This is a genomic window from Anaerotruncus sp. 1XD42-93, from assembly GCF_009917605.1.
Lineage (GTDB): Bacteria > Bacillota > Clostridia > Oscillospirales > Ruminococcaceae > Anaerotruncus.
This window is the reverse complement of the sequence record NZ_QZEG01000003.1, coordinates 1-24,831: the sequence shown is the minus strand read 5'-3', so window position 1 is coordinate 24,831 and position 24,831 is coordinate 1. Positions and strand designations below refer to the sequence as shown.

24 protein-coding genes are annotated in these 24,831 nt (G+C 51.8%); 20 read left to right on the top strand and 4 right to left on the bottom strand.

What is annotated here, in order from left to right; all coding sequences use genetic code 11:
- Positions 1 to 129: 129 nt before the first annotated feature.
- Entirely contained in the window at positions 130 to 900 is a 771-nt protein-coding gene (locus D5269_RS01835; protein ID WP_158604806.1) for a MerR family transcriptional regulator, read from the bottom strand.
- Between the two features lie 129 nt (positions 901 to 1,029).
- Between D5269_RS01835 and D5269_RS01830 the strand changes: the two genes are divergently transcribed.
- From D5269_RS01830 to D5269_RS01745, 18 genes are all read left to right on the top strand, one after another.
- Entirely contained in the window at positions 1,030 to 2,433 is a 1,404-nt protein-coding gene (locus tag D5269_RS01830) for an AbgT family transporter (protein WP_016316181.1), read from the top strand.
- 157 nt (positions 2,434 to 2,590) lie between these two features.
- Positions 2,591 to 3,721: an amidohydrolase family protein gene (locus D5269_RS01825; protein WP_120481892.1), complete on the top strand. Its 1,131-nt coding sequence runs from the start codon at positions 2,591 to 2,593 to the stop codon at positions 3,719 to 3,721.
- Between the two features lie 559 nt (positions 3,722 to 4,280).
- Positions 4,281 to 5,675, top strand: a complete 1,395-nt coding sequence (locus D5269_RS01820) for an AbgT family transporter (RefSeq protein ID WP_120481890.1) — start codon at positions 4,281 to 4,283, stop codon at positions 5,673 to 5,675.
- A gap of 569 nt (positions 5,676 to 6,244) precedes the next feature.
- Positions 6,245 to 6,634: an Asp23/Gls24 family envelope stress response protein gene (locus D5269_RS01815; protein ID WP_016316184.1), complete on the top strand. Its 390-nt coding sequence runs from the start codon at positions 6,245 to 6,247 to the stop codon at positions 6,632 to 6,634.
- Between the two features lie 168 nt (positions 6,635 to 6,802).
- Positions 6,803 to 7,288: a transcription antitermination factor NusB gene (gene nusB / locus D5269_RS01810; protein ID WP_158604805.1), complete on the top strand. Its 486-nt coding sequence runs from the start codon at positions 6,803 to 6,805 to the stop codon at positions 7,286 to 7,288.
- A 4-nt stretch (positions 7,289 to 7,292) separates the two neighbouring features.
- Complete coding sequence (locus D5269_RS01805; protein WP_120481886.1) at positions 7,293 to 8,240, top strand: peptidase M22; 948 nt, start codon at positions 7,293 to 7,295, stop codon at positions 8,238 to 8,240.
- Positions 8,237 to 9,445 carry an exodeoxyribonuclease VII large subunit gene (gene xseA, locus D5269_RS01800; RefSeq protein WP_120481884.1) on the top strand — a complete coding sequence of 403 codons (1,209 nt, stop codon included), beginning with the start codon at positions 8,237 to 8,239 and terminating at the stop codon, positions 9,443 to 9,445. The genes D5269_RS01805 and xseA overlap by 4 nt, the downstream gene beginning before the upstream one ends.
- Entirely contained in the window at positions 9,442 to 9,651 is a 210-nt protein-coding gene (xseB, locus tag D5269_RS01795; protein WP_016316188.1) for an exodeoxyribonuclease VII small subunit, read from the top strand. The genes xseA and xseB overlap by 4 nt, the downstream gene beginning before the upstream one ends.
- A complete protein-coding gene (locus D5269_RS01790; protein ID WP_120481882.1) occupies positions 9,638 to 10,519 on the top strand; it encodes a polyprenyl synthetase family protein in 882 nt (293 codons plus the stop codon). The genes xseB and D5269_RS01790 overlap by 14 nt, the downstream gene beginning before the upstream one ends.
- A gap of 28 nt (positions 10,520 to 10,547) precedes the next feature.
- Positions 10,548 to 11,051: a divergent PAP2 family protein gene (locus D5269_RS01785; protein WP_016316190.1), complete on the top strand. Its 504-nt coding sequence runs from the start codon at positions 10,548 to 10,550 to the stop codon at positions 11,049 to 11,051.
- Between the two features lie 19 nt (positions 11,052 to 11,070).
- Positions 11,071 to 12,936, top strand: coding sequence for a 1-deoxy-D-xylulose-5-phosphate synthase (gene dxs / locus D5269_RS01780; RefSeq protein ID WP_120481879.1), 1,866 nt, complete (start codon positions 11,071 to 11,073; stop codon positions 12,934 to 12,936).
- A gap of 20 nt (positions 12,937 to 12,956) precedes the next feature.
- Positions 12,957 to 13,775, top strand: coding sequence for a TlyA family RNA methyltransferase (locus D5269_RS01775; protein ID WP_120481877.1), 819 nt, complete (start codon positions 12,957 to 12,959; stop codon positions 13,773 to 13,775).
- Positions 13,772 to 14,623, top strand: a complete 852-nt coding sequence (locus D5269_RS01770; protein ID WP_016316193.1) for an NAD(+)/NADH kinase — start codon at positions 13,772 to 13,774, stop codon at positions 14,621 to 14,623. Before D5269_RS01775 ends, D5269_RS01770 begins: the two co-directional genes overlap by 4 nt.
- Positions 14,624 to 14,625: 2 nt before the next feature.
- Positions 14,626 to 15,090: an arginine repressor gene (locus D5269_RS01765; protein ID WP_016316194.1), complete on the top strand. Its 465-nt coding sequence runs from the start codon at positions 14,626 to 14,628 to the stop codon at positions 15,088 to 15,090.
- A gap of 30 nt (positions 15,091 to 15,120) precedes the next feature.
- On the top strand, positions 15,121 to 16,788 hold the full coding sequence (gene recN, locus D5269_RS01760) for a DNA repair protein RecN (protein WP_120481875.1): 1,668 nt from the start codon (positions 15,121 to 15,123) through the stop codon (positions 16,786 to 16,788).
- Between the two features lie 121 nt (positions 16,789 to 16,909).
- The gene (gene tyrS / locus D5269_RS01755) at positions 16,910 to 18,139 is read left to right on the top strand and encodes a tyrosine--tRNA ligase (protein ID WP_199735670.1); all 1,230 of its coding nucleotides are present in this window, start codon (positions 16,910 to 16,912) and stop codon (positions 18,137 to 18,139) included.
- Positions 18,140 to 18,302: 163 nt separating this feature from the next.
- Positions 18,303 to 19,841, top strand: coding sequence for a 2-isopropylmalate synthase (locus D5269_RS01750; protein ID WP_120481873.1), 1,539 nt, complete (start codon positions 18,303 to 18,305; stop codon positions 19,839 to 19,841).
- The gene (locus D5269_RS01745; protein WP_081644996.1) at positions 19,838 to 20,521 is read left to right on the top strand and encodes an HAD hydrolase-like protein; all 684 of its coding nucleotides are present in this window, start codon (positions 19,838 to 19,840) and stop codon (positions 20,519 to 20,521) included. The genes D5269_RS01750 and D5269_RS01745 overlap by 4 nt, the downstream gene beginning before the upstream one ends.
- Positions 20,522 to 20,718: 197 nt before the next feature.
- On the opposite strand, the gene D5269_RS18840 is transcribed toward D5269_RS01745, so the two are convergent.
- Both D5269_RS18840 and D5269_RS01740 read right to left on the bottom strand, forming a co-directional pair.
- Complete coding sequence (locus D5269_RS18840) at positions 20,719 to 20,853, bottom strand: hypothetical protein (protein WP_279286758.1); 135 nt, start codon at positions 20,851 to 20,853, stop codon at positions 20,719 to 20,721.
- A 457-nt stretch (positions 20,854 to 21,310) separates the two neighbouring features.
- Entirely contained in the window at positions 21,311 to 21,544 is a 234-nt protein-coding gene (locus D5269_RS01740; RefSeq protein ID WP_120481871.1) for a helix-turn-helix transcriptional regulator, read from the bottom strand.
- A gap of 440 nt (positions 21,545 to 21,984) precedes the next feature.
- Here D5269_RS01740 and D5269_RS01735 point away from each other — a divergent pair, with 440 nt between their 5' ends.
- Positions 21,985 to 22,617, top strand: coding sequence for a lactate utilization protein (locus D5269_RS01735; protein ID WP_120481869.1), 633 nt, complete (start codon positions 21,985 to 21,987; stop codon positions 22,615 to 22,617).
- 148 nt (positions 22,618 to 22,765) lie between these two features.
- On the opposite strand, the gene D5269_RS01730 is transcribed toward D5269_RS01735, so the two are convergent.
- Positions 22,766 to 24,151 carry a sodium-dependent transporter gene (locus D5269_RS01730; protein WP_120481867.1) on the bottom strand — a complete coding sequence of 462 codons (1,386 nt, stop codon included), beginning with the start codon at positions 24,149 to 24,151 and terminating at the stop codon, positions 22,766 to 22,768.
- A gap of 288 nt (positions 24,152 to 24,439) precedes the next feature.
- Here D5269_RS01730 and D5269_RS01725 point away from each other — a divergent pair, with 288 nt between their 5' ends.
- On the top strand, positions 24,440 to 24,739 hold the full coding sequence (locus D5269_RS01725) for a YlmC/YmxH family sporulation protein (RefSeq protein ID WP_016316203.1): 300 nt from the start codon (positions 24,440 to 24,442) through the stop codon (positions 24,737 to 24,739).
- Positions 24,740 to 24,831 lie beyond the last annotated feature (92 nt).

Sequence of the window (24,831 nt, the reverse complement as noted above, 5' to 3'; positions counted from 1 at the left end):
AGAATCAGTTCACAAAAAAGCCCGCTTGAAAAGCGGGCTTTTTCTCTGTGTTTCAGAGCGGAAGCATTGGAAAATCAAATACACAGACGACAGATACACTCTGGATACAGACGGGAGGTTGCACACGGCTTATTCTTTTTCAGAGTGCTGACCGGAAAGCGGCTCAACTTCCAGATAGGCTTTCAGATAGTCGATGCGTTCACCACCCTCTTTCGCAGTGAGCAGGTAACGGGCCAGCAGACAGCCGGTTTGATAGCGGGTCTGGAGCTTGGTCAGCGTCTGGATTACGTCACTTTCATAGTCCCGGTCCACTTTTTCCCGGATCAGGAAGGTGATAAAATGGGTTCCAGGACATTTTTTCCAAATCAGATTTTGTCCACTGTATGACGAGGAAACGATGATGCTGCGGACTTCGGTAGACATATCCTTTGTATTGAAATACCGCACATAGCAGGACGGGTCCTGAACGTACTGAATGAGCTTATCCTGTTCGAAATAGTCGAAAGTAGCCACCGCATCGAAGGGGACTTCTTCCTCAGAGGTACCGAGCAGCATCAGCTGCTGAACCGCTTCCAGATGCTGGAGCTGGTTTTGGGTGCGGCGGTACATCTGCCCATAACTTCGGATTTTCTGTTTCAGATGGAGCTGGACCTCCTCTATCTGCCGGGTGTACTGCTCAAGCGTACACTCCTCCATCTCATGTACATTGGAAACCGGAATGCCCAGATTTCTGAAAAAGATCACGTTGGCAATCCGCATCAGGTCCCGAACGGTATATTGGCGGTATCGGTTGGCCCCTTTCTTCACCGAAAAGAGCCCCTTTTCTTCCCAAAATCGAAGGGTGGGAGCTGGGACATTGAGAAGTTGTGCAATTTCACGAATGGAAAACAATTTATTCATGCGATTCACCGAAAAGTTTTTCTCCATTATACCAGTTTCTGCATTGACATTCAAGCTACTTGAATGTGTATAATTTGTTAAGAAGCGCGCTGTAACCATAAAAAATCTTTAGAGAAATGAGGAGAAGGTATGGAAACTGCCAAGAAAAAACGCTTTCAATTTAAGATGCCCCATAACTATGTCATTCTGATTTCAATCATGTTCCTGATGCTCATTTTGACCCATCTTATCCCTGCGGGCGAGTACCAGCGGGTGGAGGACCCGGTGTCGGGCAAAATGATTGTTGTACCTGGTTCCTACACGACGATTGAGGCAGATGCCCCGGGGCTTTTTGACCTGTTCCTGGCTCTTGAGCAGGGATATGTGGAAGCTGCCGATATCATGTTCCTTATCATCTTCGCATATGGCTTTGTCTATGTGCTGACCAAAAATGGCACGATGGACGCCGCGCTGGGTACAATGGTAAAGAAGGTGGGAAATCAGGTGCAGATTCTGATTCCCATTACGATGCTCATTCTGGGCATTCTAGCTTCCACAATGGGTATCTATGAAGAGGTGTATGGCCTGTTCCCGGTGTTTGTAGGTATCTTTTTAGCATTGGGCTACGACTCGCTGGTGGGTGGAGCCACCATCTTCCTGGGCGTGTCGATTGGTTATGCCGCCGGTACTACCAACCCATACAACGTGGCTGTAGCACAGGATGTAGCCGGCGTGGACCTGTACTCTGGCATGTGGATGCGCTGGCTGGTATTTTTCGTGTTCGAGGCGGTTACCATTGTCTATCTGATGCGCTATGCCCGTAAGGTCAAGGCCGACCCCACCAAGTCGGTTCTGTACGGCTTGGATATGGATCAGGTGGAGCGTAAGAATCTGGAAGACCTGAACGAAGTCAAGATGACTGGACGTCAGAAACTGTGCCTGCTGCTTTTCTTCGGCACCATCGCATTTCTGCTGTATGCGGTACTGGAGCTGGGCTGGTATGTGGATGAGATTTCTGCGCTGTTCCTTATGTCCATGGTAGCAGCCGGTATCATCAGCGGCTATTCCGCCACTGAAATCTGTAAAACATTTATTGAATCTACCAAATCGATGGTATCCTCCATGCTGGTGGTCGGTTTTACCAGAGGTATTACCATTCTAATGAAACAGGGCTGCATCACCGATACCATCGTCTACGGTCTGGTCAGCCTGCTGGAAGGCGGCAGCAAGTACATAGCTGCTTATGGTATGCTGATTGTGCAGAATCTGATTAAATTCTTCATCAACGGTTCTACCAGCCAGGCAACCATCACCATGCCGATCATGGCGCCTACTGCGGAACTGGTTGGCCTCAGCAAGCAGATCGCGGTTATGGCTTATCAGTTCGGCAACGGCTTCGCAGATTTCTTCTGGCCCACTGGCTGCGCACTTTGCTGCGGATTGATGGGAGTGCCCCTCAACAAGTGGTACAAGTTTGCAACCCCGCTTTTCCTGATCTTTGTTGTGCTGGAGTTTGCATTCCTGACTTTTGCGGTAGCGATCGGCTATTGTTGATCCCGAAAGCTGTTTCGCCCTTCCCGAAAGGACTGCCAGAGCGGCGGTTTCGGATGCGGGGCAGTTTTTCACGCGCATATCAAAAATAGAGGGCAAAAAGGATATGGGATACCCGTATCCTTTTTGCAGCGTCTCACGGAAGAAAGGAGAATCTGAAATGCTGATTCAAAAAGGAAATGTTCTTCTCTTTGAGGAGAATGGATTTGCAGTACGGGACATTCGGATGGAAGAAGGAAAGATTGTGGAGATTGCCCCTTCGATTTCCCCTCGGGAGGGAGAAACCTGCTATGATGCGTCCGGAAAATACGTAACTCCCGGACTGATTGACGCCCACAGCCACATCTGTATCAGTGAGGAAGGAATGGGCGATGTGGGGGACGACTGCTGCGATTACTCCGGATCGTTGACCCCTGAGCTGGAAGTGCTGGATGGCCTGTATCCTTTTGACCGGGCAGTTGCGGAGTCGGTGCGTTCCGGCGTCACCTGTGCCTGCGTGTGCCCGGGCAGCGATGGCGTAGTGGGCGGCGTATCTTCAGTGATCCGGCTGGCTGGTTCGGTGGCGGACAGGATGCTGGTGCGCCGGTATGCAGCTATGAAGTGCAGCCTGGGGGAGAACCCCAAGTGTGCCAAACACGGCTTTGCTTCCCGTATGGGCGTGGCATGGCAATTCCGCAAATGCCTGGAGGATGCGCTGGACTATCGTCACAGCAAAGAGGAAGCCCAGGCATCGGGCAGCTATTTTAAAACAGACAGAGGCATGGAGCATATGCTTTTGATGCTGGATAAAAAAATGCCGATCCATGTCCATGCCCATCGTTCGGACGATATCTGCACTGCAGTCCGTCTGGCGCAAGAGTATGATCTGGACATGGTGCTGGTCCATGGGACCGATGCGATTCCTGTGGCAGATTATCTGGCAGAATTCTCCTATCCGGTGATTGTGGGTCCCGGCATGACTCCCCGTTCCAAACATGAGACCTGGGACAAAACCTATGAAACCGCCGGCATACTGCATAAGGCAGGCATTAAGGTGTGCATTACGGCCGATCATGATGTGACGCCCTTGTATTTCCTGTCTGTTTATGCGGGACTGGCTGTACGTCATGGCCTGGATGAGATAGAGGGGCTGAAGGCAGTTACGCTCAATCCTGCTCAGGTTCTGGGGATTGATGACCGGAAAGGCCAGCTGAAAGCTGGGCTGGATGCCGATATTGTAATCTGGTCGGAGCATCCTTTCGCCTGCAAGGCAAAGCCGGAGCAGGTATTTTTGGAGGGTACCGCGGTTTGATCGTCCAAAAATCGGCTGCGTTGTAGGTTCTCTGAAAGAATGCGGAACTGAGGACTGCATGGTTTCCCCGCATAAGGCTGTTGCCAGTGGCCTTATGCGGGTTCCATACAGAAGGAAGTGTGCTCTTTGCACATTTAAAGACCTGTCACTGCAAAGTAACCTGTTATTTTGCAGTGCTTTGACTATAGTAGCTGTGAAACCTTTCCATCCCTTTGTTTGCAAACAAGTCCAAAGTTTTACCCGTTTTTTCACTGCCGCTGTAGCGGTGTACAAAGGCCAACCGGCGCAGGAACGGCGCTTTTTAGGCCAGAGTAAAAAACGCGGGGCCGGGGACAGCACCCCGCCGCCGTACGCACTGCAAGCCGCAGCGTTTTGAGCGCTATTGTCGAAGGCGGCTATCAGTGCTAGGTGTGGAGGAACGCGTTTCCTGAGAACCGCTTTTTTGGGGGTGAATTACCGCCCTCTGGGCGGTAAAAAGAGGGGGCTTAAAGCCCCCTCTGCTAAAGAAAAGGAATAGGTTCTGACAGGATCCCCGGTTATGACGAAGGAGTGTATCCGCTTGGATAATCTGAAAAATAAGCTGTTACGCATCAAAATGCCGCATACCTATGTCCTGCTGACGATGATATTGCTGTCAGTTGTTGTATTGACCTATCTGATCCCTGCCGGCGAATACGACCGGGTACTGGACGAGATGAGCGGGAAGATGGTGGTACTGCCAGAGTCGTTCCACTATGTGGAAGGGATTCGGCCCGGTTTTTTTGATATTTTTTTGGCGCTTCAGCATGGTTATGTCAGTGCGGCAAATATCCTGTTCCTGATCGTGTTTGCCTATTCCTATGTCTATCTTCTTACTGAAAACGGAACGCTGAATCGAGCAATTCAGGTGTTGGTGCGGTGTCTGGGCAGTCGCACCTACCTTCTGATCCCAGTGTGTATGCTTCTGTTTGGCCTGCTGGGGGCGACTTTGGGTATCTTTGAGGAGACCTATGGTTTGGTCCCGGTGTTTATCGGCATTATGACTGCATTGGGCTATGATCCTCTGGTGGGGGGAGCGATGGTTTATGTCGGAGTCGCGACCGGTTTTGCCGCAGCGCTGACCAATCCCTTCTCGGTAGGGATTGCGCAGAGCATCGCGGAAGTGCCAATCAATTCCGGTCTTTGGTATCGAGGAGTCATCTTTGTGGTGTTCCAGATGGTGGCCATTTGGTATGTGATGCGGTATGCACGTCGGGTCAAGGCTGATCCAACCAGATCTGTCCTGTATGGTGAGCCTTATGAGGTGCAGATTCCCGCTCCAAAGGATGGGGAAGAGGATGTATTTACCCTGCGGCAGAAACTATGTCTGGCATTGTTCTTTTTGACCATTGGCATTTTATTGTATGGTACCACCCAGCTGGGTTGGTACATTGATGAGATTGCCGCCATGTTTCTGATGATGATGGTGATTACTGGTGTGGTAGGAGGATACTCTGCGACGCAGATCTGCCAGAGCTTTATAGCATCTACCAAAAGTGTAGTGCCTTCCATTCTGGTGATCGGCTTTACGCGGGGCATTTTGCTCACGATGCAGAATGCCATGATTTCCGATACGATCGTCTATGGCCTTGCGCGCATGTTGAGCTATTCCAATCGGGTCTTTTCCGCAGTAGGAATGCTGGTTTTGCAGAATGTCATCAACTTTTTCATTACAGGCTCTTCCAGTCAGGCTACCATCACCATGCCCATTATGGCGCCCGTGGCGGATATTGTGGGGATCAGCCGGCAGACGGCGGTGCTCTGTTACTGCTTTGGAGACGGGTTTTCTGATATGTTCTGGCCAACTGCCTGTTCTCTGGAATGTGGTTTGATGGGGGTGTCCCTGAATAAATGGTATAAATTTATGGCGCCTTTGTTCGCTATTATGGTGGTATTGCAGGTGGTCTTTATCGGTATCTCGGTTTATGTGTATTGATCGTTAACCGTTAACCGTGTGGATGGGGAGGATGAGGTCAGACGTTTCTGAATGGGCCGGAAAGGCTTTGTGAAAGGTTTATTTACGATTGCAGAAGTTCGCCGAGGGCCGGAAAGCTTTCGGCGATTTTTTTCTCCTCAAAACCTGAAGTGGAGAAGTTCGCGCTCAGTCTGATGGAAATAGATGTTTCACTTCTCTTTATTTCTTGTTTCTCAGAATATCCTGTTTTTTCGCGCATAACGATACAGCTTAAGGTGTTGTTATCTCAACAGATTTGTGGTATAATAGCTGCAAAACAGCTATTATACCCGAGTTATGGCCAGGACGATGCGCAGGCAGAGCCTGCTCCCGTCCCGATGGCCAATTATACCATATCGCTCCGCGATTATGGTAATAGCTGCAAAACAGTTATTATGCCATAGTTATGGCCAGTATAGCTAGGATAGCTAGGATGATGCGCAGGCAGAATCTGCTCCCGCCCCTACGCCAGTTATATCAGAACGATTGCAAAGCTAGGCTGTAATCATCGCAGCTTCTATTTTAAGCAGAGAAATAAAAGGAGGATGGATATGCACAACCATCATGAGAGCAATCAGACAGCAGGAAATCTGAAGATTTCCCGTGAAGTTATCGCAACTATTGCGCGTTATGCGGCGCTTGAAATCGAGGGGATCGATTCGTTAGCTTCGTTTACCTCCAACATCAAAGGATGGCTGCTGAAAAAACAGTCGGCCCGCCCTATCTTAATCGAGTTGAATGACGATCTTGCAATTATTGACATTCATGTCAATGTAAAAGCAGGCGTCAATATTCCGGAAGTCTCGGAAAAAGTGCAGGCAACGGTAAAGGAAGCGGTACAGAATATGACCGGGATCGCGGTTTCACGGGTCAACATCAACATTGCCGGCATCATCTTCGATGAACCGCCTCTGCTTTTTTCCTCAGCAGAGCAGGAATAAAACGATTAGATGCCCTCCACAAGGGAGGGCGTTGTATTGTGTATTGCTATAGGTTGGAAACAGATGCACTGGCTTGTATCGTGGGAAGAACCTCCTTTGGCAATGAAATCCGAAAAGAGTCCGCATTTGAAACTGCCTGGCTGGGAAGCAGGAGTTAGGAGAAACGATATGAAACGCAGCGAATCCCGTGAGATTGCCTTTACCCTGATCTTTGAACGTTCGTTTAAGGATGAGACGATCGACGAGATCATTGAACAGGCGGTGGTTGGGCGCAACATTGAGGTGGATGATTATGCATATCATCTTGCGAAGGATGTTTCCGATCACATGCCGTGGCTGGATGCCTCGATCGCAAAATATTCAAAAAAATGGAAGCTCAACCGGATGTCACGGGTTGCGCTTTCGATTCTTCGGATGAGTCTTTGGGAGATTGACCACGAGGACACAGTGCCAGTAGGCGCTTCCATCAACGAAGCGGTGGAACTGGCAAAAAGATACGGAAACGATGATGACTTTTCCTTTGTCAATGGGGTGCTTGGTGCTTATGTGCGCGAGGAAGGGAAAGAGTCTCCTGAGCTGACTCCAGGGCAACAGGACGCCGGACAGGTACTTTCTGATGCGGCGGAGGCCGTCGTTTCCGGAGTCGAAGAGTAAAGCGATGGCATACTATCTTGGGCTGGATACCAGCAACTATACCAGTTCCGTGGCCCTTTATAACAGTCAGACACGTCAGGTCATACAGCAGAAAAAGCTGCTCCCAGTAAAACAGGGCACGCTTGGACTTCGCCAAAGTGATGCGGTTTTTGCACATGTGAAACAGCTTGGCGCGCTGGTCAGAGAATTGATGGCACAGGAATCTGTCCGGCTGGACGGTGTGGGGGTATCAGTGCGTCCGCGGGATCAGGAAGGCTCCTATATGCCTTGTTTTCTGGTGGGAGAGCTGGTAGCCGAGTCGATCGCTTCGGTCTGCGGAATACAGATTTCCAGGTTTTCTCACCAGGCAGGGCACATTGCTGCTGCGCTTTTTTCCGCGGGACAGCTTGGTCTCCTGGGTCAAAGATTCGCGGCATTCCACCTATCGGGTGGGACGACTGAATGCCTGCTGGTACAACCTGATCCGCAGTGGATTTTTTCGGTGGAGCTGGCTGCGCAATCACTCGATCTGAAAGCGGGACAGGCGGTCGATCGGGTCGGCAGGATGCTCGGCTTGCCATTCCCGGCAGGCCGGCAGTTGGAAGCGTTGGCACTGCAATCGGAGCGGAGATTCCGGATCCGTCCAGCAATGAAGGGCCGCGATTGTTCGCTTTCCGGTATCCAGAACCAGTGTGAAAGGATGCAAAAGGCTGGAGAACCCGCATGCGATATCGCCCTCTTCTGTATCGAAAGCATCCTTGCGGTGGTAGATCGCATGACCGAACAGATACGGGAATCGGAGGGAAACTTGCCGGTGATCTATTCGGGCGGGGTGATGTCCAATCGGATCATTCGCGAGCGGATCACGGGGAAATATGGCGGTTTTTTTGCGGAGCCGCAGTTCTCCTCTGACAATGCAGCGGGAATCTCAATTTTGGCGATGCTCGCACAGACGGGCGGTGCACCAAAATGAACCAGCCGATGGTGGTGAGCGTCTCCCAACTTAACCAATATGTCAAGTCGATCCTGCAATCAGACCATCTGCTTAATGGCCTGATGGTGCGGGGGGAGATTTCTAATTTTACCCGGCATTATAAGTCAGGGCATCTGTATTTTACGCTGAAAGATGACAACGCTGCCATCAAAGGGGTGATGTTCCGCAGTTATGCGGCGCAGCTTCCGTTTTCCCCCGAAAATGGAATGGCAGTTGTGGTCAGCGGATCGGTCTCGCTCTATGAGCGGGATGGAAGTTACCAGTTTTATGTGACAGACATGCAGCCGGACGGGATCGGCGCGCTCCATCTCGCATTCGAGCAGCTCAAGGAGAAGCTGTCTCAGGAGGGCCTGTTCGATCAGATGCGCAAACGCCCGTTGCCGCCTTATCCCGAGCGGATCGGAATTGTGACCAGCGAAGGGGCCGCTGCACTTCAGGACATGCTGAATATCCTTTCCCGTCGGTATCCGGTGGCAAGGGTGGTGCTTGTGCCGGTACAGGTGCAGGGAAACGGTGCAGCTCAGACGATTATTGAGGGAATCCGTCTGCTCAATCGGAAGAATGCGTGCGATGTTATGATCGTCGGGCGGGGTGGTGGCTCGATAGAAGACCTGTGGCCGTTTAACGATGAGCAGCTCGCGCGTACGATTGCTGCAAGTGCGATACCGGTAGTTTCGGCGGTCGGGCACGAAACCGATTTCACGATTGCCGACTTTGCAGCGGACCTGCGCGCGCCGACTCCTTCCGCAGCTGCCGAATTGGTCGCGCCCAATCTGCCCGATCTGCAATATTATCTGCTGGAGCTGGGTCGGAAATGTGAGGAGCTGATGGTCGGTAGGATCGCGTTTTTTCAACACCGCTTAGATACAGCCAAAAGCCGGCTTTTGGCCCCGGATCATCTCCTGAACCAATATGTACAAAAGTTGTCTTTTTTACAGGATGCGATTTGGAAATCCACCTGTCGGAAGCTGTCCGATGCGGAAACTGGCCTGCGGCATCTGGCAGAGCTGCTCGAAGCGCGCAGCCCGGTGAAGCTGCTGGAACGAGGGTACAGTCTCACAGCGGTTGAGGGCAAGACTGTATTATCGGTTGCGCAGGTGCAGGTGGGAAATCAGATGGTCACCCGTCTGACGGACGGTGAGGTCTATTCGACAGTGAGTGGGATAAAGGAGAAAAAACAATGAGCAAATCCATAACACTGGAAGGAGCCGTTGGACGGCTGGAAGAGATTCTGGCGCGGATGAACGGTGAAATTTCGATAGATGAGTCGATCAAGCTCTACGGAGAAGCGGTAAAGCTGATTGATTTTGCGAACGGGAAGCTGGAGACGGCCAGATTAAAGGTGGAAAAACTGACAGCACCAAAGGAGGCAGGGGATGAACCGGTTTGAACAACAGCTGAGAGACGACGCGCAGAGGACGAATCAGGCGTTGTATGCCTGCCTGAAAACCAGCGGAAGAGACCCGCAGGAGGCAGTCTTTCAGGCGATGCGATACAGCCTGCTCGATGCTGGAAAACGCCTGCGCGCTGCTTTGGTTCTCGAATTTGGGCGGATGTCGGATGCAGATCCAGAAGGTGCAATGTCTCTTGCCTGTGCGGTGGAGATGGTACACGCTTATTCATTGATTCATGACGACCTTCCCTGTATGGATAACGACGATTTCCGGCGCGGAAAGCCCTCCTGCCACAAGGCATTCGGGGAGGCCAATGCTCTGCTCGCTGGGGATGGACTGCTGACGTTGGCATTTGAAACGGCAGCATCTGCAAAGCTGCCGGAATCTGCGCGGCTGGAAGCGGTGCGGATTCTCTCGCAGGCAGCAGGCGTCGCTGGGATGATCGGCGGGCAGGTGATCGACCTGGAAAGCGAAGGCAGGCAGATCAGCACAGAACTGCTGGACACCCTGTATGCACTGAAAACAGGTGCATTGCTGCGCGCGGCGGCAGCGCTCGGCTGTATCGCCGGAAATGCGCCGCAGGCTATCCACAGCGCCGCAGAAGCTTATGCCACTGCTTACGGACTTGCATTCCAGATCACAGACGACATCCTGGATGTAGTGGGCGATGCTGAAAAGCTGGGAAAGCCGGTCGGGAGCGACGGAGAAAACAGAAAGACCACTTATGTAACCCTGTTTGGGATAGATGGAGCGCGTCAGCGAGCTGCGGAGCAGATTCAGAGAGCGATGCGGAGTGTGGAACAGCTCCCGGATAATGGATTTCTGCTCTGGCTGGCAGAGTTGGTCCTGACGCGGGACCACTGATGGTACGGACAATCTAGGAGGCGTTTGGATGGATTTTCTGAGAAGTTTAACGGGAAATTATATCATCAATATTGGGTTCCTCTCTTGGTTTGCCGCCCAGTTTATCAAGACTTTGCTGGCCTACCTTCCGTCCAGGAAGGTCAGCTGGGAGCGGATGGTCGGCTCCGGCGGGATGCCAAGTTCCCACTCGTCCCTTGTATGCTCGGTAGCGGTCGGGATGGCGCGCAAAACGGGTTTTACTTCCCCGGAGTTTGCACTTGCTGTCGTGCTGGCGGGGATCGTGATGTATGATGCGATGGGTGTGCGTCGTGCGGCGGGCGAGCAGGCCAAGGTGTTGAACAGGATGGCGGTGGACTTTCGAGAGGTGTTCCAGATGCTTCGGGAGGAACTGGATGCGCTGACACGGGGAGAGTCCGACCGTCCGGCCGAGCAACCCAAAACTCTGAAGGAGTTTATTGGACATACACCGCTGGAGGTGCTCTGTGGGGCGGTTTTGGGAATTGTGATTGCACTGGTCGTGCCGGTCTTTTGAGCCGAAAGAGGTGTTTGATTTGGCAAATTTTAACCTGTTGCATACCTTAAAGTTTCCGCAGGACCTGCGGAAACTAAACGAAGAACAGCAGAAAAACCTCTGTTGGGAGATTCGCCAGCGGCTGATCCGTACGCTTTCGAGTACAGGAGGGCATCTCGCCTCAAATTTGGGGGCGGTGGAGCTTACAGTCGCTCTGCATACTGTTTTTGACCTGCCGCAGGATCAGATTGTCTGGGATGTTGGCCATCAGAGCTATACCCATAAGCTCCTGACCGGTCGGCTGAAGAATTTCTCGAAAATCCGCCAGGAAGGCGGCATTTCGGGATTCCCGCGTCCGAGCGAAAGCGAGTATGACGCATTCATCGGGGGACATGCAAGTACATCGGTTTCTGCGGCGTATGGACTTGCGAAGGCAAAAACCCTGACAGGGGACAGGCACCATGTGATTGCGGTCGTGGGAGATGGTGCGTTCACCGGCGGGATGGTCTATGAAGCGCTTAACAACGCGGGCCGAAGCGGGGACCGCCTGATTGTGGTGCTCAATGACAATCATATGTCGATTTCCGAGAGTGTGGGCAGTTTGGCGCGGTATCTTGCGGAAAAACGCACCACTCAAGGGTACGCCCAGCTCAAGGATACGGTGGAACAGGCGCTGCTCAAAATCCCGCTGGTCGGAAATACGGCCCGCGATATGATCTATAATTCGAAGGCCCTGCTGCGCCAGACCATCTATCACAGCAACATGTTCGAGGACTTTGGCTTTGACTATCTCGGTCCGGTGGACGGGCATGACATCCCACTCCTGGTCCAGACCTTCCGTCGTGCAAAAGCGCTGGAAAAGCCGGTTCTGGTCCATATCAATACGATCAAGGGGAAAGGCTACCCCTATGCGGAAAAAAATCCATCGACCTTCCATGGCGTCGGGAAATTTGATTACGAGAGCGGAGAATTGAAGCCCTCTTCGGAAAATTTTTCTTCGGTATTTGGGCAGGAACTGGTGCGGCTGGCACAGGAGGATGACCGGATTTGCGCAATCACCGCAGCGATGCAGGGAGGAACCGGTCTGGATGGCTTTGCGAAGCAGTTTGAGCCGAAAAACCGGTTTTTTGATGTGGGGATTGCGGAGGAGCATGCGGTCACTTTTGCCTGTGGTCTGGCGGCAGGGGGGATGCTACCGGTATTTGCGGTTTACTCGACCTTTTTGCAGCGGGGATTCGACCAGTTAATCCACGATGCTGCGATTGAGCAGCAGCATGTTCTGCTTGCGGTAGACCGCGCGGGGCTGGTCGGCGATGACGGGGAAACCCATCAGGGAATGTTTGATGCGGCATTCCTGAGTCAAATCCCTGGAACGACAGTTTATTCCCCGGCGACCTTTGCCGATCTCCGCTATGCGATGCAAAAGGCACTGTACGAAACCGATGGGCTTGTGGCAGTGCGGTATCCACGTGGCGGCGAACCGACGTTTTCACCCAAACTGCCGGAAGAACCCGCGGAATGGCTACATCTGAAATACGGGGGGGAGACGCTGGTAATTTCCTACGGACGGGAGTTCGGGGAGGTCTATCGTGCGGCGCAGAGTCTCGCAGAGCGGGGGAAACCGGTCGATCTGCTCAAGCTCCACCGGATCGCACCACTTCCGGAAGCGTGTATCGCATTGGCGAAAAGATACCGGACCATCCTTTTTGTGGAGGAGGGAATCCGCAGCGGCGGCATCGGGGAACATTTTCTGTCCCGGCTCTCGGATGCGGGCTATATCGGCCGTATGACCATCCAAGCGGTGGAGAATCCGTTTCTGCCCCAGATGTCGGTCGCATCTGCGCTGCACCGGTGTGGCCTGGATTCAGACACACTCGAAGAGCAGATTGCAGCGCTCTATTTCTGAAAAATGGGGGCCGATTCTGAATGAAAAAAAGGCTGGATGTTCTTTTGGTGGAGCGCGGACTGTTTCCGAGCAGAGAAAAGGCAAAAGCGGTTATCATGGCGGGACAGGTCTATGTGAACAACCAGAAGGCTGATAAACCTGGAGCCGACTTACCGGAGGATGCTGCGATTGAGGTGCGCGGAGAAACATTGGCTTATGTCAGTCGGGGTGGTCTCAAGCTGGAAAAGGCGATGCAGGTATTTCCGATCGGCCTGAACGGAAAGTGCTGCATGGACATCGGCGCTTCAACCGGTGGGTTTACTGACTGTATGCTGCAAAATGGTGCCGCGAAAGTCTATGCGGTGGATGTGGGGTATGGTCAGCTTGCGTGGAAACTGCGAACCGATGAACGGGTGGTCAACCTCGAGCGTACCAATATCCGATATGTGACCGAAGAGCAGGTTCCGGAACCGATAGATTTTCTGAGTATTGATGTTTCGTTTATCTCACTCAAACTGGTGCTCCCGGTTGCGGGGCGCCTTCTCTCCGAAACAGGGCAGGCGGTCTGCCTTGTCAAGCCGCAGTTCGAAGCAGGGCGAGAAAAGGTGGGGAAAAATGGGGTAGTGCGTGAGAGCAAAACCCATATGGAAGTAGCGGAAAACGCTTGTGGATATGCACGAGAAAATGGATTTGCGGTCTGCGGACTGGATTTCTCCCCGGTGAAAGGCCCAGAGGGAAATATTGAATATCTGATGTATCTGAAAAAAGGTGGGGAGGATCAGGTCAACGCGGAGGAGATCGAACGGGTTGTGCGTCAGTCGCACGAAAAGCTCGACCATCCGCAGAGTGGGGACAGATGATGCAGAAAAAGGTTTTATTGCTGCCGAATCTTACAAAACACAATACAGCGGAACTTGTCCCCAAGATTATCCGTCAGCTCATCCTTTGTGGCTGTCAGCCGCTGGCGTTGACGGAATATGAGGGACGGTTCGGTGGCCTGCAAACCGGGGGCCTGGAGTCGCTTCTTGCGGAATGCGATCTTGTTCTGACAGTCGGCGGGGATGGGACAATTCTGCATGGGGCGAAGCACGCGATGCGGTATGATAAACCTCTGCTCGGCATCAACACAGGGCGGCTTGGATACCTCGCACAGATCGAGCCGAATGAACTCGATTTTCTGGGCAGGCTTGCGGAGGAGGATTATACGATTCAGCAGCGGATGTTGCTCGAAGTGCAGGTCGATGGGAAAGGCCCGACCCTGTATGCGCTGAACGATGCGGTGATTACCAGAGGAGATACGGCGCGTCTGCTCGACCTTGTGATTTCGAGTAAGGGAGGGGTGATCGCCACCTGCCGCGCGGATGGGTTGATCTTTGCGACACCGACTGGCTCAACCGCTTATTCGCTCTCTGCTGGCGGGCCGGTGGTCGCTCCCGGGATTGCGACTATCCTAATGACACCAATCTGTCCGCACTCTCTGAATGACCGTTCGATCCTGTTTCCGCCCGATGTAGAACTGCGGATCTGCTGCCGGTTCAGCAGCGGCAGTGACCGGGCGGCACTGAACATTGATGGGGAACGGGCGGCATCTTTGGATGGGAAGGCAGAGGTGTGGATCAGGCGAGCGAAAAGGGTGGCACGATTTATCCAGTTTCCGGAAAAAAATTTCACAGATATATTGAGCCAAAAATTGAAATCGAGGGGATAGGCATGAAAGCAAGACGTCACGCAAAGATATTGGAACTTATCAGCTCTCGTCCGATTGATACGCAGGACGAACTGCTCAATCTTCTGAGTGAGAGCGGATTTCCTGTAACACAGGCAACCATCTCGCGGGACATCAAGGAACTCCGATTGATCAAAACGCTCACTGCGGACGGAAAATACCATTATACCGCGCACACCAGCTCCCCAAAAAGCGAAATTTCTGACAAATTTCTACTGATCTTTTCGGAGGCGGCGCGGGAAATTGATTCGGCAGGAAACATGCTTGTGATTAAATGTTATACCGGTATGGCGAATGCAGCGTGTGCTGCGCTCGACACGCTGCACTGGAGCGGTGTGGTCGGGACGCTTGCAGGGGATGACACCATCTTTATGGTGATGCGGGACGAACAGAACGCGCGGGAACTGGTGACCCAGCTCCGCAAAATGATGGCCCAGGCCGGGGCCTGATTCTCAGGGCGAATGAGGTGAAACAAAGGGATGCTTTCTCAATTATACATCAAGAATGTCGCAGTCATCAGCGAAGCGTCGATCGGTCTGCAGCCGGGCCTGAACGTGTTTACCGGTGAGACCGGTGCGGGAAAGACCATTCTGATCGGCGCAATCAATGCGGTGCTGGGGGAGCGGGTTTCCAAGGAGATGATCCGGACCGGGGAGACGCGCGCGACAATTTCCGCGTTGTTTACAGGGCTTTCTCCGGCAGCGGAACAGGCGCTCGCCGAGGCGGGGTATCCGGTCGAAGAGAACGCGGTGCTGATTCACAGGGAGATCTCCGCAGATGGAAAATCCTCCTGTAAGATTGATGGCAGGCCCGCGACAGCTGCGATTTTGCGTTCGGTTTCTGCGCTGCTCATCAATGTCCATGGGCAGCACGACAACCAGCAGCTTCTTTCCCCCCAAAAGCATCTCGGTTTTATCGACAGCTATGGGGAGCTGGATGGCCTGGTGCGGGAGTATCAGGCGGCATATCGGGACTATATGCTGGTGCGCCGGGAGCTTGCATCGGTCAACACCGACGAGGCGCAGAAAGCACATCGGATTGACCTGCTTTCCTATCAGGTCAACGAGATCGAAGCGGCGGAACTCCAACCGGGCGAGGAGGAAGAACTGAGGGCACAGCGCAAGCTGATTCAGAATTCCCTGCATGTCACACAGGCGCTGGGCGGTAGCCTTGCGATTCTGGAAGGTGGGGAGGAAGTCCCGAGCCTGACCAGCCTGCTTTCCGAGCTGGCGGAAAATATGACACAGGCGGCAAACTATATGGAAGCAGCCCAGCCGATTGCAGAACGGCTGACAGACATCTCCTACGAACTTGAGGGATTTCCAGGGGAAATTCAGGATCTGATCGACCATTTCGACTGCGACCCCTCCCAGCTTGACGCGATCGAGCGGCGCCTGGACACGATCTACAACCTGAAAAAAAAGTATGGGTCAAGCATCGAGGAGATATTGGAGTTTGGTGCACGCGCAGCAGCCGAGCTGGAGGAGATTGAAACTTCGGATATACGGATTGAAAAGCTGTCCGCCCAGCTTTCCAGCCTCGAGGAAAAGGCCAGAAGTCAGGCAGAAAGGCTCACACAGGCGCGCACCAAAGCGGCGAAGCTGTTTGTGAAGGCGGTACAGGGAGAATTGATCTTTCTGGACATGCCATCGGTGCAGCTTTCGGTGTGTCAGGAGCACAAGGAGATGTCTTTGGACGGTGCGGACGAGCTGGAATTGTTTATCGCCACCAATGTTGGTGAGCAGGCCAAATCGCTGGCAAAGATCGCGTCCGGAGGTGAGCTTTCCCGGATCATGCTTTCGATCAAAAACGTACTCGCTGACCGGGACAACATCCAGACACTGATTTTTGACGAGGTGGACACTGGTGTTTCCGGGAGCGCTGCGCAGAAGATCGGCAAAAAGCTCGCGCAGGTTGCGGAGAACCGGCAGGTGATCGTGGTTACCCATCTCGCGCAGGTGGCATCGTTTGCGCGCAACCATCTTTTTATCTCCAAGGCCGCGCGGGAGGACCGCACGTTTACTACCATCCGGCCGCTGTCCAGAGAGGAACGCGTACGGGAACTGGCGCGGATCAGCGGCGGGGAAAAGATCAGTGAAATCGCTTTGCGGCATGCGGAAGAAATGCTGCGGGATGCAGGAAACTAGAGGCTGCCCGGGTGATTTTAAACCCTCTGAGGGGCTTGTATTTGTGAAATGGGCGTGCTATACTGATACAATCAAACGGCTTTTTCATACAAGAATGCAAATTGAAAAACAAGGGGAAAGATTGATGACAGTATTTGAAGAATTAACCCGACGCGGTCTTGTCGCGCAGATGACCCATCCGGAAGAAATCGAGAAGCTGCTTAATCAGGAGCGGGTCACTTTCTACATCGGGTTTGACGCAACAGCGGACAGCCTGCATGTCGGCCATTTTCTTCAGTTGGTGGTGATGGGGCATCTACAGCGGGCAGGACATCTTCCGATTGCGCTGCTGGGCACCGGAACAACGATGGTCGGCGATCCCACCGGCAAGACCGATATGCGTAAGATGCTCACCGTTGAGGAGATCAACCACAATGCCGAGTGTTTCAAACGGCAGATGGAGCGGTTCCTTGATTTCTCGGATGGCTGCGCGTTGATGCTTCGCAATGGGGACTGGCTGCTTAAACTCAACTACATTGAGCTGCTGCGGGATGTGGGCGTCCATTTTTCGGTCAACCAGATGCTCACTTATGAGTGTTTCAAAACCCGGCTGGAGCGCGGCCTTTCGTTTATTGAGTTTAACTATATGATTATGCAGAGCTATGATTTTCTGCATCTCTACCGGAACCATGGCTGTAGGATGCAGCTGGGCGGGAACGACCAGTGGGCAAATATTCTGGGCGGGATTGACCTGACCCGCCGGGTGACCGGTGAGGAGGTCTATGGCATGACCTTCACTCTTCTGACCACCAAAGAAGGGAAAAAGATGGGGAAGACCGAGAATGGGGCGGTCTGGCTTGATCCGGAGAAAACCTCCCCCTATGCGTTCTTCCAGTACTGGCGCAATGTTGCGGACGATGATGTGATACGCTGCCTGAAGCTACTGACCTATCTGCCGATCGAAGAGATCGAAGCAATGGAACAGTGGGAGGGCAGCCAGCTCAATAAGGCCAAAGAAATCCTTGCCTACGAGGTCACCAAGATGGTGCATGGGCAACAGGAAGCGGATAAAGCGCTGGATGCTGCGAAAGCGATCTTCTCGTCAGGCACCCACAGCGCAGATATGCCGTCGACCACCCTTTCTTCCGGCGACCTGACCGACGGAAAGATCGCAGTGCTTGATCTGCTGGTGAAATGTGGACTTGCTCCCTCCAAGGGGGAGGCGCGCCGTCTGGTGCAGCAGGGAGGTGTCTCGGTAGATGACGTTAAGGTGACCGATGTGATGCAGACGGTTTCTGCCGAGGCATTTGAGAAGGGACATGTCATCCTGCGCAAAGGCAAAAAGGTTTACCATAAAGCGCTGCTCGGTTGAGCGGTATGCTGATGGACTTTAAAGTGTTACGCGGCTTTCTGGCATCGTACGTACGCGGCGGGGAGTGTCAGTGAGGATACGAAACAGGTTCTTACAGGGAAAACCTCCGTCTCCATCGCGGGCCGGAGGTTTTTCAAGGTTTTGTAGGAAAGAGGAAATCAATATGAGAAAGGTCCTGATTTTGGATACCACGCTTCGGGATGGGGAGCAGGCTCCCGGATACAGTATGAACCAGAGCGAGAAGGTGCAGATGGCCAAGCAGCTCGACCGGCTGGGAGTCGATATTATTGAGGCGGGCCTGCCGGTTTCCTCAAATGAAGATTACCGGGCGACAAAGGCGATTGCAGCCGCAGTACAGAATGCAGCGGTTACAGCGATCTCGAGATGTGTAAAAGCGGATATTCAGCGCACCTGGGAGGCAATCCGCAAGGCTAGGCATCCCCGTCTGCACCTGTTTATTGCGACTAGTGAAATCCATATGGAACATAAGCTGAATATGACCGAGGAACAGGTGTTTGAAACAGCAGCCGAATGTGTCGCCTATGCCAAGAGCCTCTGCGACGATGTGGAATTTTCGGCAGAGGATGCCACCCGCAGTGACCGGGCGTTCCTGCTCCGGCTGTTTAACAGGGCGATTCAAGAGGGGGCAACCACCGTCAATATTGCGGATACAGTCGGCTATGCTACCCCAACCGAAATACATGAGTTGGTCAGCTATCTGAAATCCAATCTATGTGACCCCAGCGTGAAATTTTCGGTGCATGTGCACAATGACCTCGGTATGGGAGTGGCAAACACCCTCGCCAGCATCCGCGCGGGTGCAGATCAGGTCGAATGTACTGTTAACGGGATCGGGGAGCGCGCTGGAAATGTCGCGCTCGAGGAGATTGTGATGGCGCTCCATACCCGACGGGACTACTACCAGTGTGAGACCAATATAGACACCAAGCAGATTTACCGCACCTGCAAGCTGTTAACAACGATGAACGGTGTGGGTCTGGCACCGAACAAGCCGATCGTCGGCGTGAATGCGTTTGCGCACGAGAGCGGGATTCACCAGCATGGGGTGCTGATGTCGCCGCAGACTTACGAGATTATGAAGCCGGAGGATATCGGCATCTACCGCAACCAGCGGGTGGTGCTTGGTAAGCACTCAGGAAAACATGCATTTGCCGACCGGATCGCGGAACTGGGGTACAGCATGTCGGAAGAGGCGATCGTGGCCGCATTCGAGCGATTCAAACGACTTGCGGAGCGCAAAAAGGAGATTACCGACAAGGACATGGAAGCCCTGATCGGTGCAGGTGCGTTGGCGATCCGCGAGACCTATTCTCTCAAGAGTTTTGTGATAAACAGCGGCCCGATGATTTCGGCTACAGCGGTCGTGCGTCTTGTGCGTGATGGACAGGAGTATGAGCATGTCGCACGCGGAGAAGGACCGATCGACGCTTCGTTTAAGGCGATCGACCGGATTGTCAAGATGCAGGCCAAGCTGGAAAACTGGACCATGCAGGCGGTCACTGAAGGGGAGGACGCGCTCGGCGAGGCGGTGTGTAAGATCACCTGTAATGGACATCAGGTGGTCGGACGCGGGCTTTCTTCCGATATTGTTGAGGCGAGTATTCGTTCCTATATCAACGCGATCAATAAGGCAGTTGCACTGGAGGAACAGGATCAACTGTTACAGGAGCAGGAAAATTGAAGGGCAGGCGGGGTGTAATTTTGCAGTATCGGGCGGTTTTATTAGACTTTGATGGCACGTTGGTGGATACCTCGGAGGGGATTTTTCATTCTATCGCGGTTGCATTCCGAAAAATGGGGATGCCGCTTCCGCCGAAGGAAATTCTGCGGCATTTTATGGGTCCTCCTATCTATTATTCATTCCAAACATTTGCAGGGATGGATGCCCAACAGGCGGAGCTGGCAACCCAGTTTTTCCGCGTAGATTATGAGGAGGACGGTGTTTATCGTTCCAAACCGTATGATGGACTGCCTGAACTGCTTCGCCGCCTGCGGGAAGAGAACATCAAAATTGGCGTCGCGACCCTCAAACCGGAAAAAATGGCAAAGCTGCTGCTCTCCCGATTTGGGATTTCGGATTTGGTGGATGTCTGCGTGGGAAGCAGGAGCGATGAGATGGATTCGGCGACCAAAGCGCAGATCATCGACCGGGTACTTGAACAGCTCGGTGAAATTTCAAAACAGGATGCGGTATTGATTGGAGACACAAAATATGATCGGGAGGGGGCGCAACAGGCGGGTGTGGATTTTATCGCGGCGGCATATGGATATGGGGTCGGTCCCGAAGAAGAGGCTGCCAGCGTTTTTGTTGCGCGGGATACCGAGGCACTCTTGACGTTTTTCTTTCCAATTGAATTATAAGAGTTGCCATTAAGTAAACGTAGAAATGAGGGAGGTTTCCTATGCGGCAACCCTTTCGTTTTGAATGCTATAGGCAACTCGAGTAAATTTCAAAAAGGAAACATCTCATTCAAGGCATAAAAGGAAGTTTGAATATTGCCAGAGAACGTACCAGTCGCCTCAAAATGGCAACTGGTACGTTCTTTATGCTATGTGTTTTAATAGGGTTTGCCATAATCGACAAATAGCCAACAGGGGAGACCTTCCTCGCCCAGACGCTCGGGGTAATCTGTCTGATAGTTGGCCGGAACACGAATCCAGCATTCCCGATCAATTTTCAGCTGACCATCCACCTTTTTGACCCGCAGGTCGCAAGCATATGGTCTTCGCATCTGGTCGAGATGGGGTAATATTCTCGTTGCCCACTGGAAACTACAGCGATGGGCCGGAAGGCCGCGCTCCATTTTCACCCGCTATACTAAACTGGATGTTATCTTTTTGTCCTTTATCTATTTCACTCTTATTCTCGATGCCCTTATGTGAGCACTATCTAACTGAGCATAGGCTTAATGTGTGGTTTGGGATATACAAGTTCGGCATTTCGGTAACCTGACCAGTCTAGCCTTTGGCTGCAACGTTCGCAGAAACGAATAAATTCCCGCTCCAAAGTGTTTTTGCATTTTGGGTATACAGAATATCCGGTCTCACTATAATTGGGCGACAGATATATCATGATCTCGGTGACTTGCATTGGCTTGCGATAGCCAAAGGCATCTATGAGAGCATTAGCCAATATGCCTATAGTTTGTCTCATTTGATTGACTCATCCTCCTCTCGAAAGATCAGAAAGTATTCCATAGGTTTTTGGAATTCCTGACTGATTTTATAGAGAAGAGGAGCGGAAACGGAAGTACCTCCACTTTTCAGATTTCGTACATGACGTGTGGAGATATTCAGATGTTCCGCAAGCTGCTCCTGCTTTAGATTCGATTTCCTGATTGCATTACTAAATTTTTCGTGATCAAATAATGCTACTTTTGACATGGTGTAAACCTCCTGTTTGTATTATAGATTTGTAACAGATAGAATATTATTTATCTGCTTTCTATAATTAAAAATAAAGGAGATTAAATATAATATACAGAAAATCGACTTCTGATTGTAGAATTTTGTCGTTTTTTATAAAGGTATATGATTATCTGTTCATTATTTATCCATAATATACATGAGTATAAGTTCATATTTTTGTGGATATTATACTTTTCAATTGGGGATAAAAGATACTTCTGGAAGAATCTTGAGATGATTTGAAGACTGTTAGGATGCAACCAGGAGATGTCATAGAGGGTGTATCTGGGGATAAATTAGGGGAGCAGTTGGATGTCCTATCGTTTATATGTTGCTGCTATATCTATTTTAAGATTTCGATTGGTGTTGAAAATTGAACAAATTCATTGTAAAATGAAATAAAGGAGGGGATGTCTATGAATGAACACTTGCAGATCGTTCTGGAGAAACGGGTCAATCGAACGATCGGAAATCTCCAAAATAACAAGATGGATGCGTATTATGTCAGGACTGTAGCGGAGGTAGTTCCGCTGATTGAGACACTTTGCGCAGAGGGGGAGACGGTGACTGTTGGGGGGTCGGAAACCCTGAAAGAATGCGGCGTGATTGAGCATCTGAAATCCGGGCGGTACAACTACCTCGACCGGTATGCCCCGAACGCGGACTTGTATAAGGTATTCCGGGAAGCATTTTTCTGCGATACCTATCTGACCGGAACCAATGCTGTGACCGAAGAGGGCGAGCTTTACAATGTGGATGGAAATGGCAATCGGGTTTCCGCAATGATTTTTGGTCCTAAGAGCGTAATTGTCGTGGCGGGGTACAATAAGATCGTCCCGAATCTGGAGGCAGCGCGTAAACGGGTGCGTGAGGTCAGCGCTCCAGCGAATGCGGTGCGTCTGGATACCAAAACGCCCTGCAAGATTATCGGCATCTGCCGCGACTGCCACAGCGACGAGAGGATGTGCTGTAGCTATGTGACTTTAGGGCAGCAGCGGATCAAGGGACGGATCAAAGTAATTATTGTCGGGGAATCGCTGGGATTCTAAAAATTGATTCTTTTATGTCTCCAAGAGGGCTTTTCATCCATCAAAAGCCCCCTGTTGCCGCAGATAGCAGATAATTTACCTTTTAAAAAATTTGCTATAAAGAAAAAGCGCCTGTGTTTACACAGGCGCTTTTTAACGAACTTTACGACTAGGCGCGAAAGAGCGGCGCAAAGAACTTGGACCAATAGCCCTGTACAAAGATAAACAGGACGATCAATGGGAGCACATAGGAGACATATCCACGAATCCAGCGCGGAAATTTGATGCCGTTACCGCTGTCGGCTTCCTTGATGAAGTTGTCCCAACCCCAGCCGCAGCGCCGGGTGCAGAAGAGCAGATAAACCAGGGAACCGAGTGGCAACAGGTTGTTGCTGATGATAAAGTCCTCGAGGTCCTGAATGTTGGAGGAGCCGCCTAGCGGATGAAACCCGCTCAGAAGGTTAAAACCCAACACACAGGGGAGGGAGAGCAGAATAATCAGGAACAGATTGAACAGGACCACTTTTTTGCGCGGCCAACCCCAAAGATCCATCCCGAATGAAACAATGTTCTCGAAAACCGCGATGACAGTGGAAAGAGCCGCGAAGGTCATAAATACAAAGAAAAGAGAACCCCACAGGCGACCACCCACCATGGTATTAAAGATATTTGGCAGGGTGATGAAGATCAGGCTAGGACCCTCACCCGGGCTGACATCAAATGCGGAGCAGGCTGGGAAGATAATCAGACCAGCCATCAATGCGACCGCAGTGTCAAGCAGCGTGATACTGATAGATTCCCCGGTCAGCGAGCGATCTTTGTCGATATAACTGCCGAAAATTGCCATAGCACCGATTCCGAGGCTCAAGGTGAAGAATGCCTGTCCCATTGCGGCGAATACGACGGTACCAAGCCCCTGCTCGACGATCTTCCTGAAATCAGGCATCAAATAGAATTGCAAACCTTCGGCAGCGCCCGGCAGGGTGACCGACCGGAAAACCAGAACGACCATAACCGCAAGCAGGCAGAGCATCATCAATTTGGTGATCCGCTCCACACCATTTTGCAGGCCCATCGAACAGATACCGAATCCGAGCGCGACCACAACGATCATCCAGAAGGACATTAGACCTGGGCGGGAGAGCATCTCGCCAAACAGTTCACCAATTTCAGCAGAGCTTTTACCGGAAAATTCCCCGGAAGCCATCTTGATGAAATAGATCACCATCCAGCCACAGACCGTGGTGTAAAACATCATCAGCATATAGTTGCCGATCATTGCACCATATCCGTATAGATGCCATTTGGTGCCCTTTGGTTCTAGTATGTGGAAGGAAAGAGCGGCACTTTTCTGGCTGGCGCGCCCGACGGAAAATTCCATAACCATGATCGGCAGACCAAGGATGAGCAGAAAAAATAGATAAATCAGCACAAATGCCGCACCGCCATATTGTCCGGTGATATATGGGAACCGCCACACGTTGCCCAGACCGATGGCACATCCCGCCGAAATCAGCAGAAAGCCGAGCCGGGAGGAGAATTTTTCTCTTTGCAATCTCAACACCTCATCGCATTGTTTGTCCCGGAAGCTGCTTGAAAATATCAGAAAAGACGATATATAGACATTTCAGACAGCCCCTGTTCCCTCCCGGGATTCCACACCTGTTGCAGAAGCGGAAAGGGATTTACAGGTTCCTATTCTAAAGGATTTTTTTGCAAAAGTCAATCTTGGGAAAGGCTCCGCCGGGGAACTTTTCCGGATTTTCAGAAAACAGAGATATTGCAAGATGGGGCAGAATAGAATAGGAAAGGAACAGAATAGAACGATAGGGGAGGGAACACCTTGTTTTGTCGGGTCAGTGATCTGAAGCGAAAATATGTGATCAATGTGCGAAACGGAGGCAGGTTGGGAACAGTTGCAGATGTGGAACTGGATACCGCGACTGCAAAAGCAACCGCACTGCTGATTAAAGGACGGCTGCGGCTGTTTGGGCTGCTGGGACGGGAAGAGGATGTCGTGATCCGGTGGACAGACATTGAGGTGATCGGGGAAGATACCATCCTTGTCAACCACGAGCTTCCGCCTTACGAGGCAGGAGGAAAATCCAAAGGCCTTTTTCATATTCTGACCGAGGAGGATTGAACTCCTCCCCGGAAAATCACGCAGGGCAACAGCATTTGAAATTTTGCCAAAAAGAGATATAATCAGGAATATGGAATTAAAAAGATTAAAAT

Bases quoted from the DNA above. Each gene is read 5' to 3' on its own strand.
- nusB (WP_158604805.1), top strand. From the start codon at position 6,803: ATGAAACGCAGCGAATCCCGTGAGATTGCCTTTACCCTGATCTTTGAA.
- D5269_RS01740 (WP_120481871.1), bottom strand. From the start codon at position 21,544: ATGTCAAAAGTAGCATTATTTGATCACGAAAAATTTAGTAATGCAATC.
- D5269_RS01815 (WP_016316184.1), top strand. From the start codon at position 6,245: ATGCACAACCATCATGAGAGCAATCAGACAGCAGGAAATCTGAAGATT.
- recN (WP_120481875.1), top strand. From the start codon at position 15,121: ATGCTTTCTCAATTATACATCAAGAATGTCGCAGTCATCAGCGAAGCG.
- D5269_RS01785 (WP_016316190.1), top strand. From the start codon at position 10,548: ATGGATTTTCTGAGAAGTTTAACGGGAAATTATATCATCAATATTGGG.
- D5269_RS01735 (WP_120481869.1), top strand. From the start codon at position 21,985: ATGAATGAACACTTGCAGATCGTTCTGGAGAAACGGGTCAATCGAACG.
- D5269_RS01765 (WP_016316194.1), top strand. From the start codon at position 14,626: ATGAAAGCAAGACGTCACGCAAAGATATTGGAACTTATCAGCTCTCGT.
- D5269_RS01790 (WP_120481882.1), top strand. From the start codon at position 9,638: ATGAACCGGTTTGAACAACAGCTGAGAGACGACGCGCAGAGGACGAAT.
- D5269_RS01835 (WP_158604806.1), bottom strand. From the start codon at position 900: ATGAATAAATTGTTTTCCATTCGTGAAATTGCACAACTTCTCAATGTC.
- D5269_RS01825 (WP_120481892.1), top strand. From the start codon at position 2,591: ATGCTGATTCAAAAAGGAAATGTTCTTCTCTTTGAGGAGAATGGATTT.
- D5269_RS01805 (WP_120481886.1), top strand. From the start codon at position 7,293: ATGGCATACTATCTTGGGCTGGATACCAGCAACTATACCAGTTCCGTG.
- D5269_RS01830 (WP_016316181.1), top strand. From the start codon at position 1,030: ATGGAAACTGCCAAGAAAAAACGCTTTCAATTTAAGATGCCCCATAAC.
- xseB (WP_016316188.1), top strand. From the start codon at position 9,442: ATGAGCAAATCCATAACACTGGAAGGAGCCGTTGGACGGCTGGAAGAG.
- D5269_RS01770 (WP_016316193.1), top strand. From the start codon at position 13,772: ATGATGCAGAAAAAGGTTTTATTGCTGCCGAATCTTACAAAACACAAT.
- D5269_RS01750 (WP_120481873.1), top strand. From the start codon at position 18,303: ATGAGAAAGGTCCTGATTTTGGATACCACGCTTCGGGATGGGGAGCAG.
- D5269_RS01775 (WP_120481877.1), top strand. From the start codon at position 12,957: ATGAAAAAAAGGCTGGATGTTCTTTTGGTGGAGCGCGGACTGTTTCCG.
- xseA (WP_120481884.1), top strand. From the start codon at position 8,237: ATGAACCAGCCGATGGTGGTGAGCGTCTCCCAACTTAACCAATATGTC.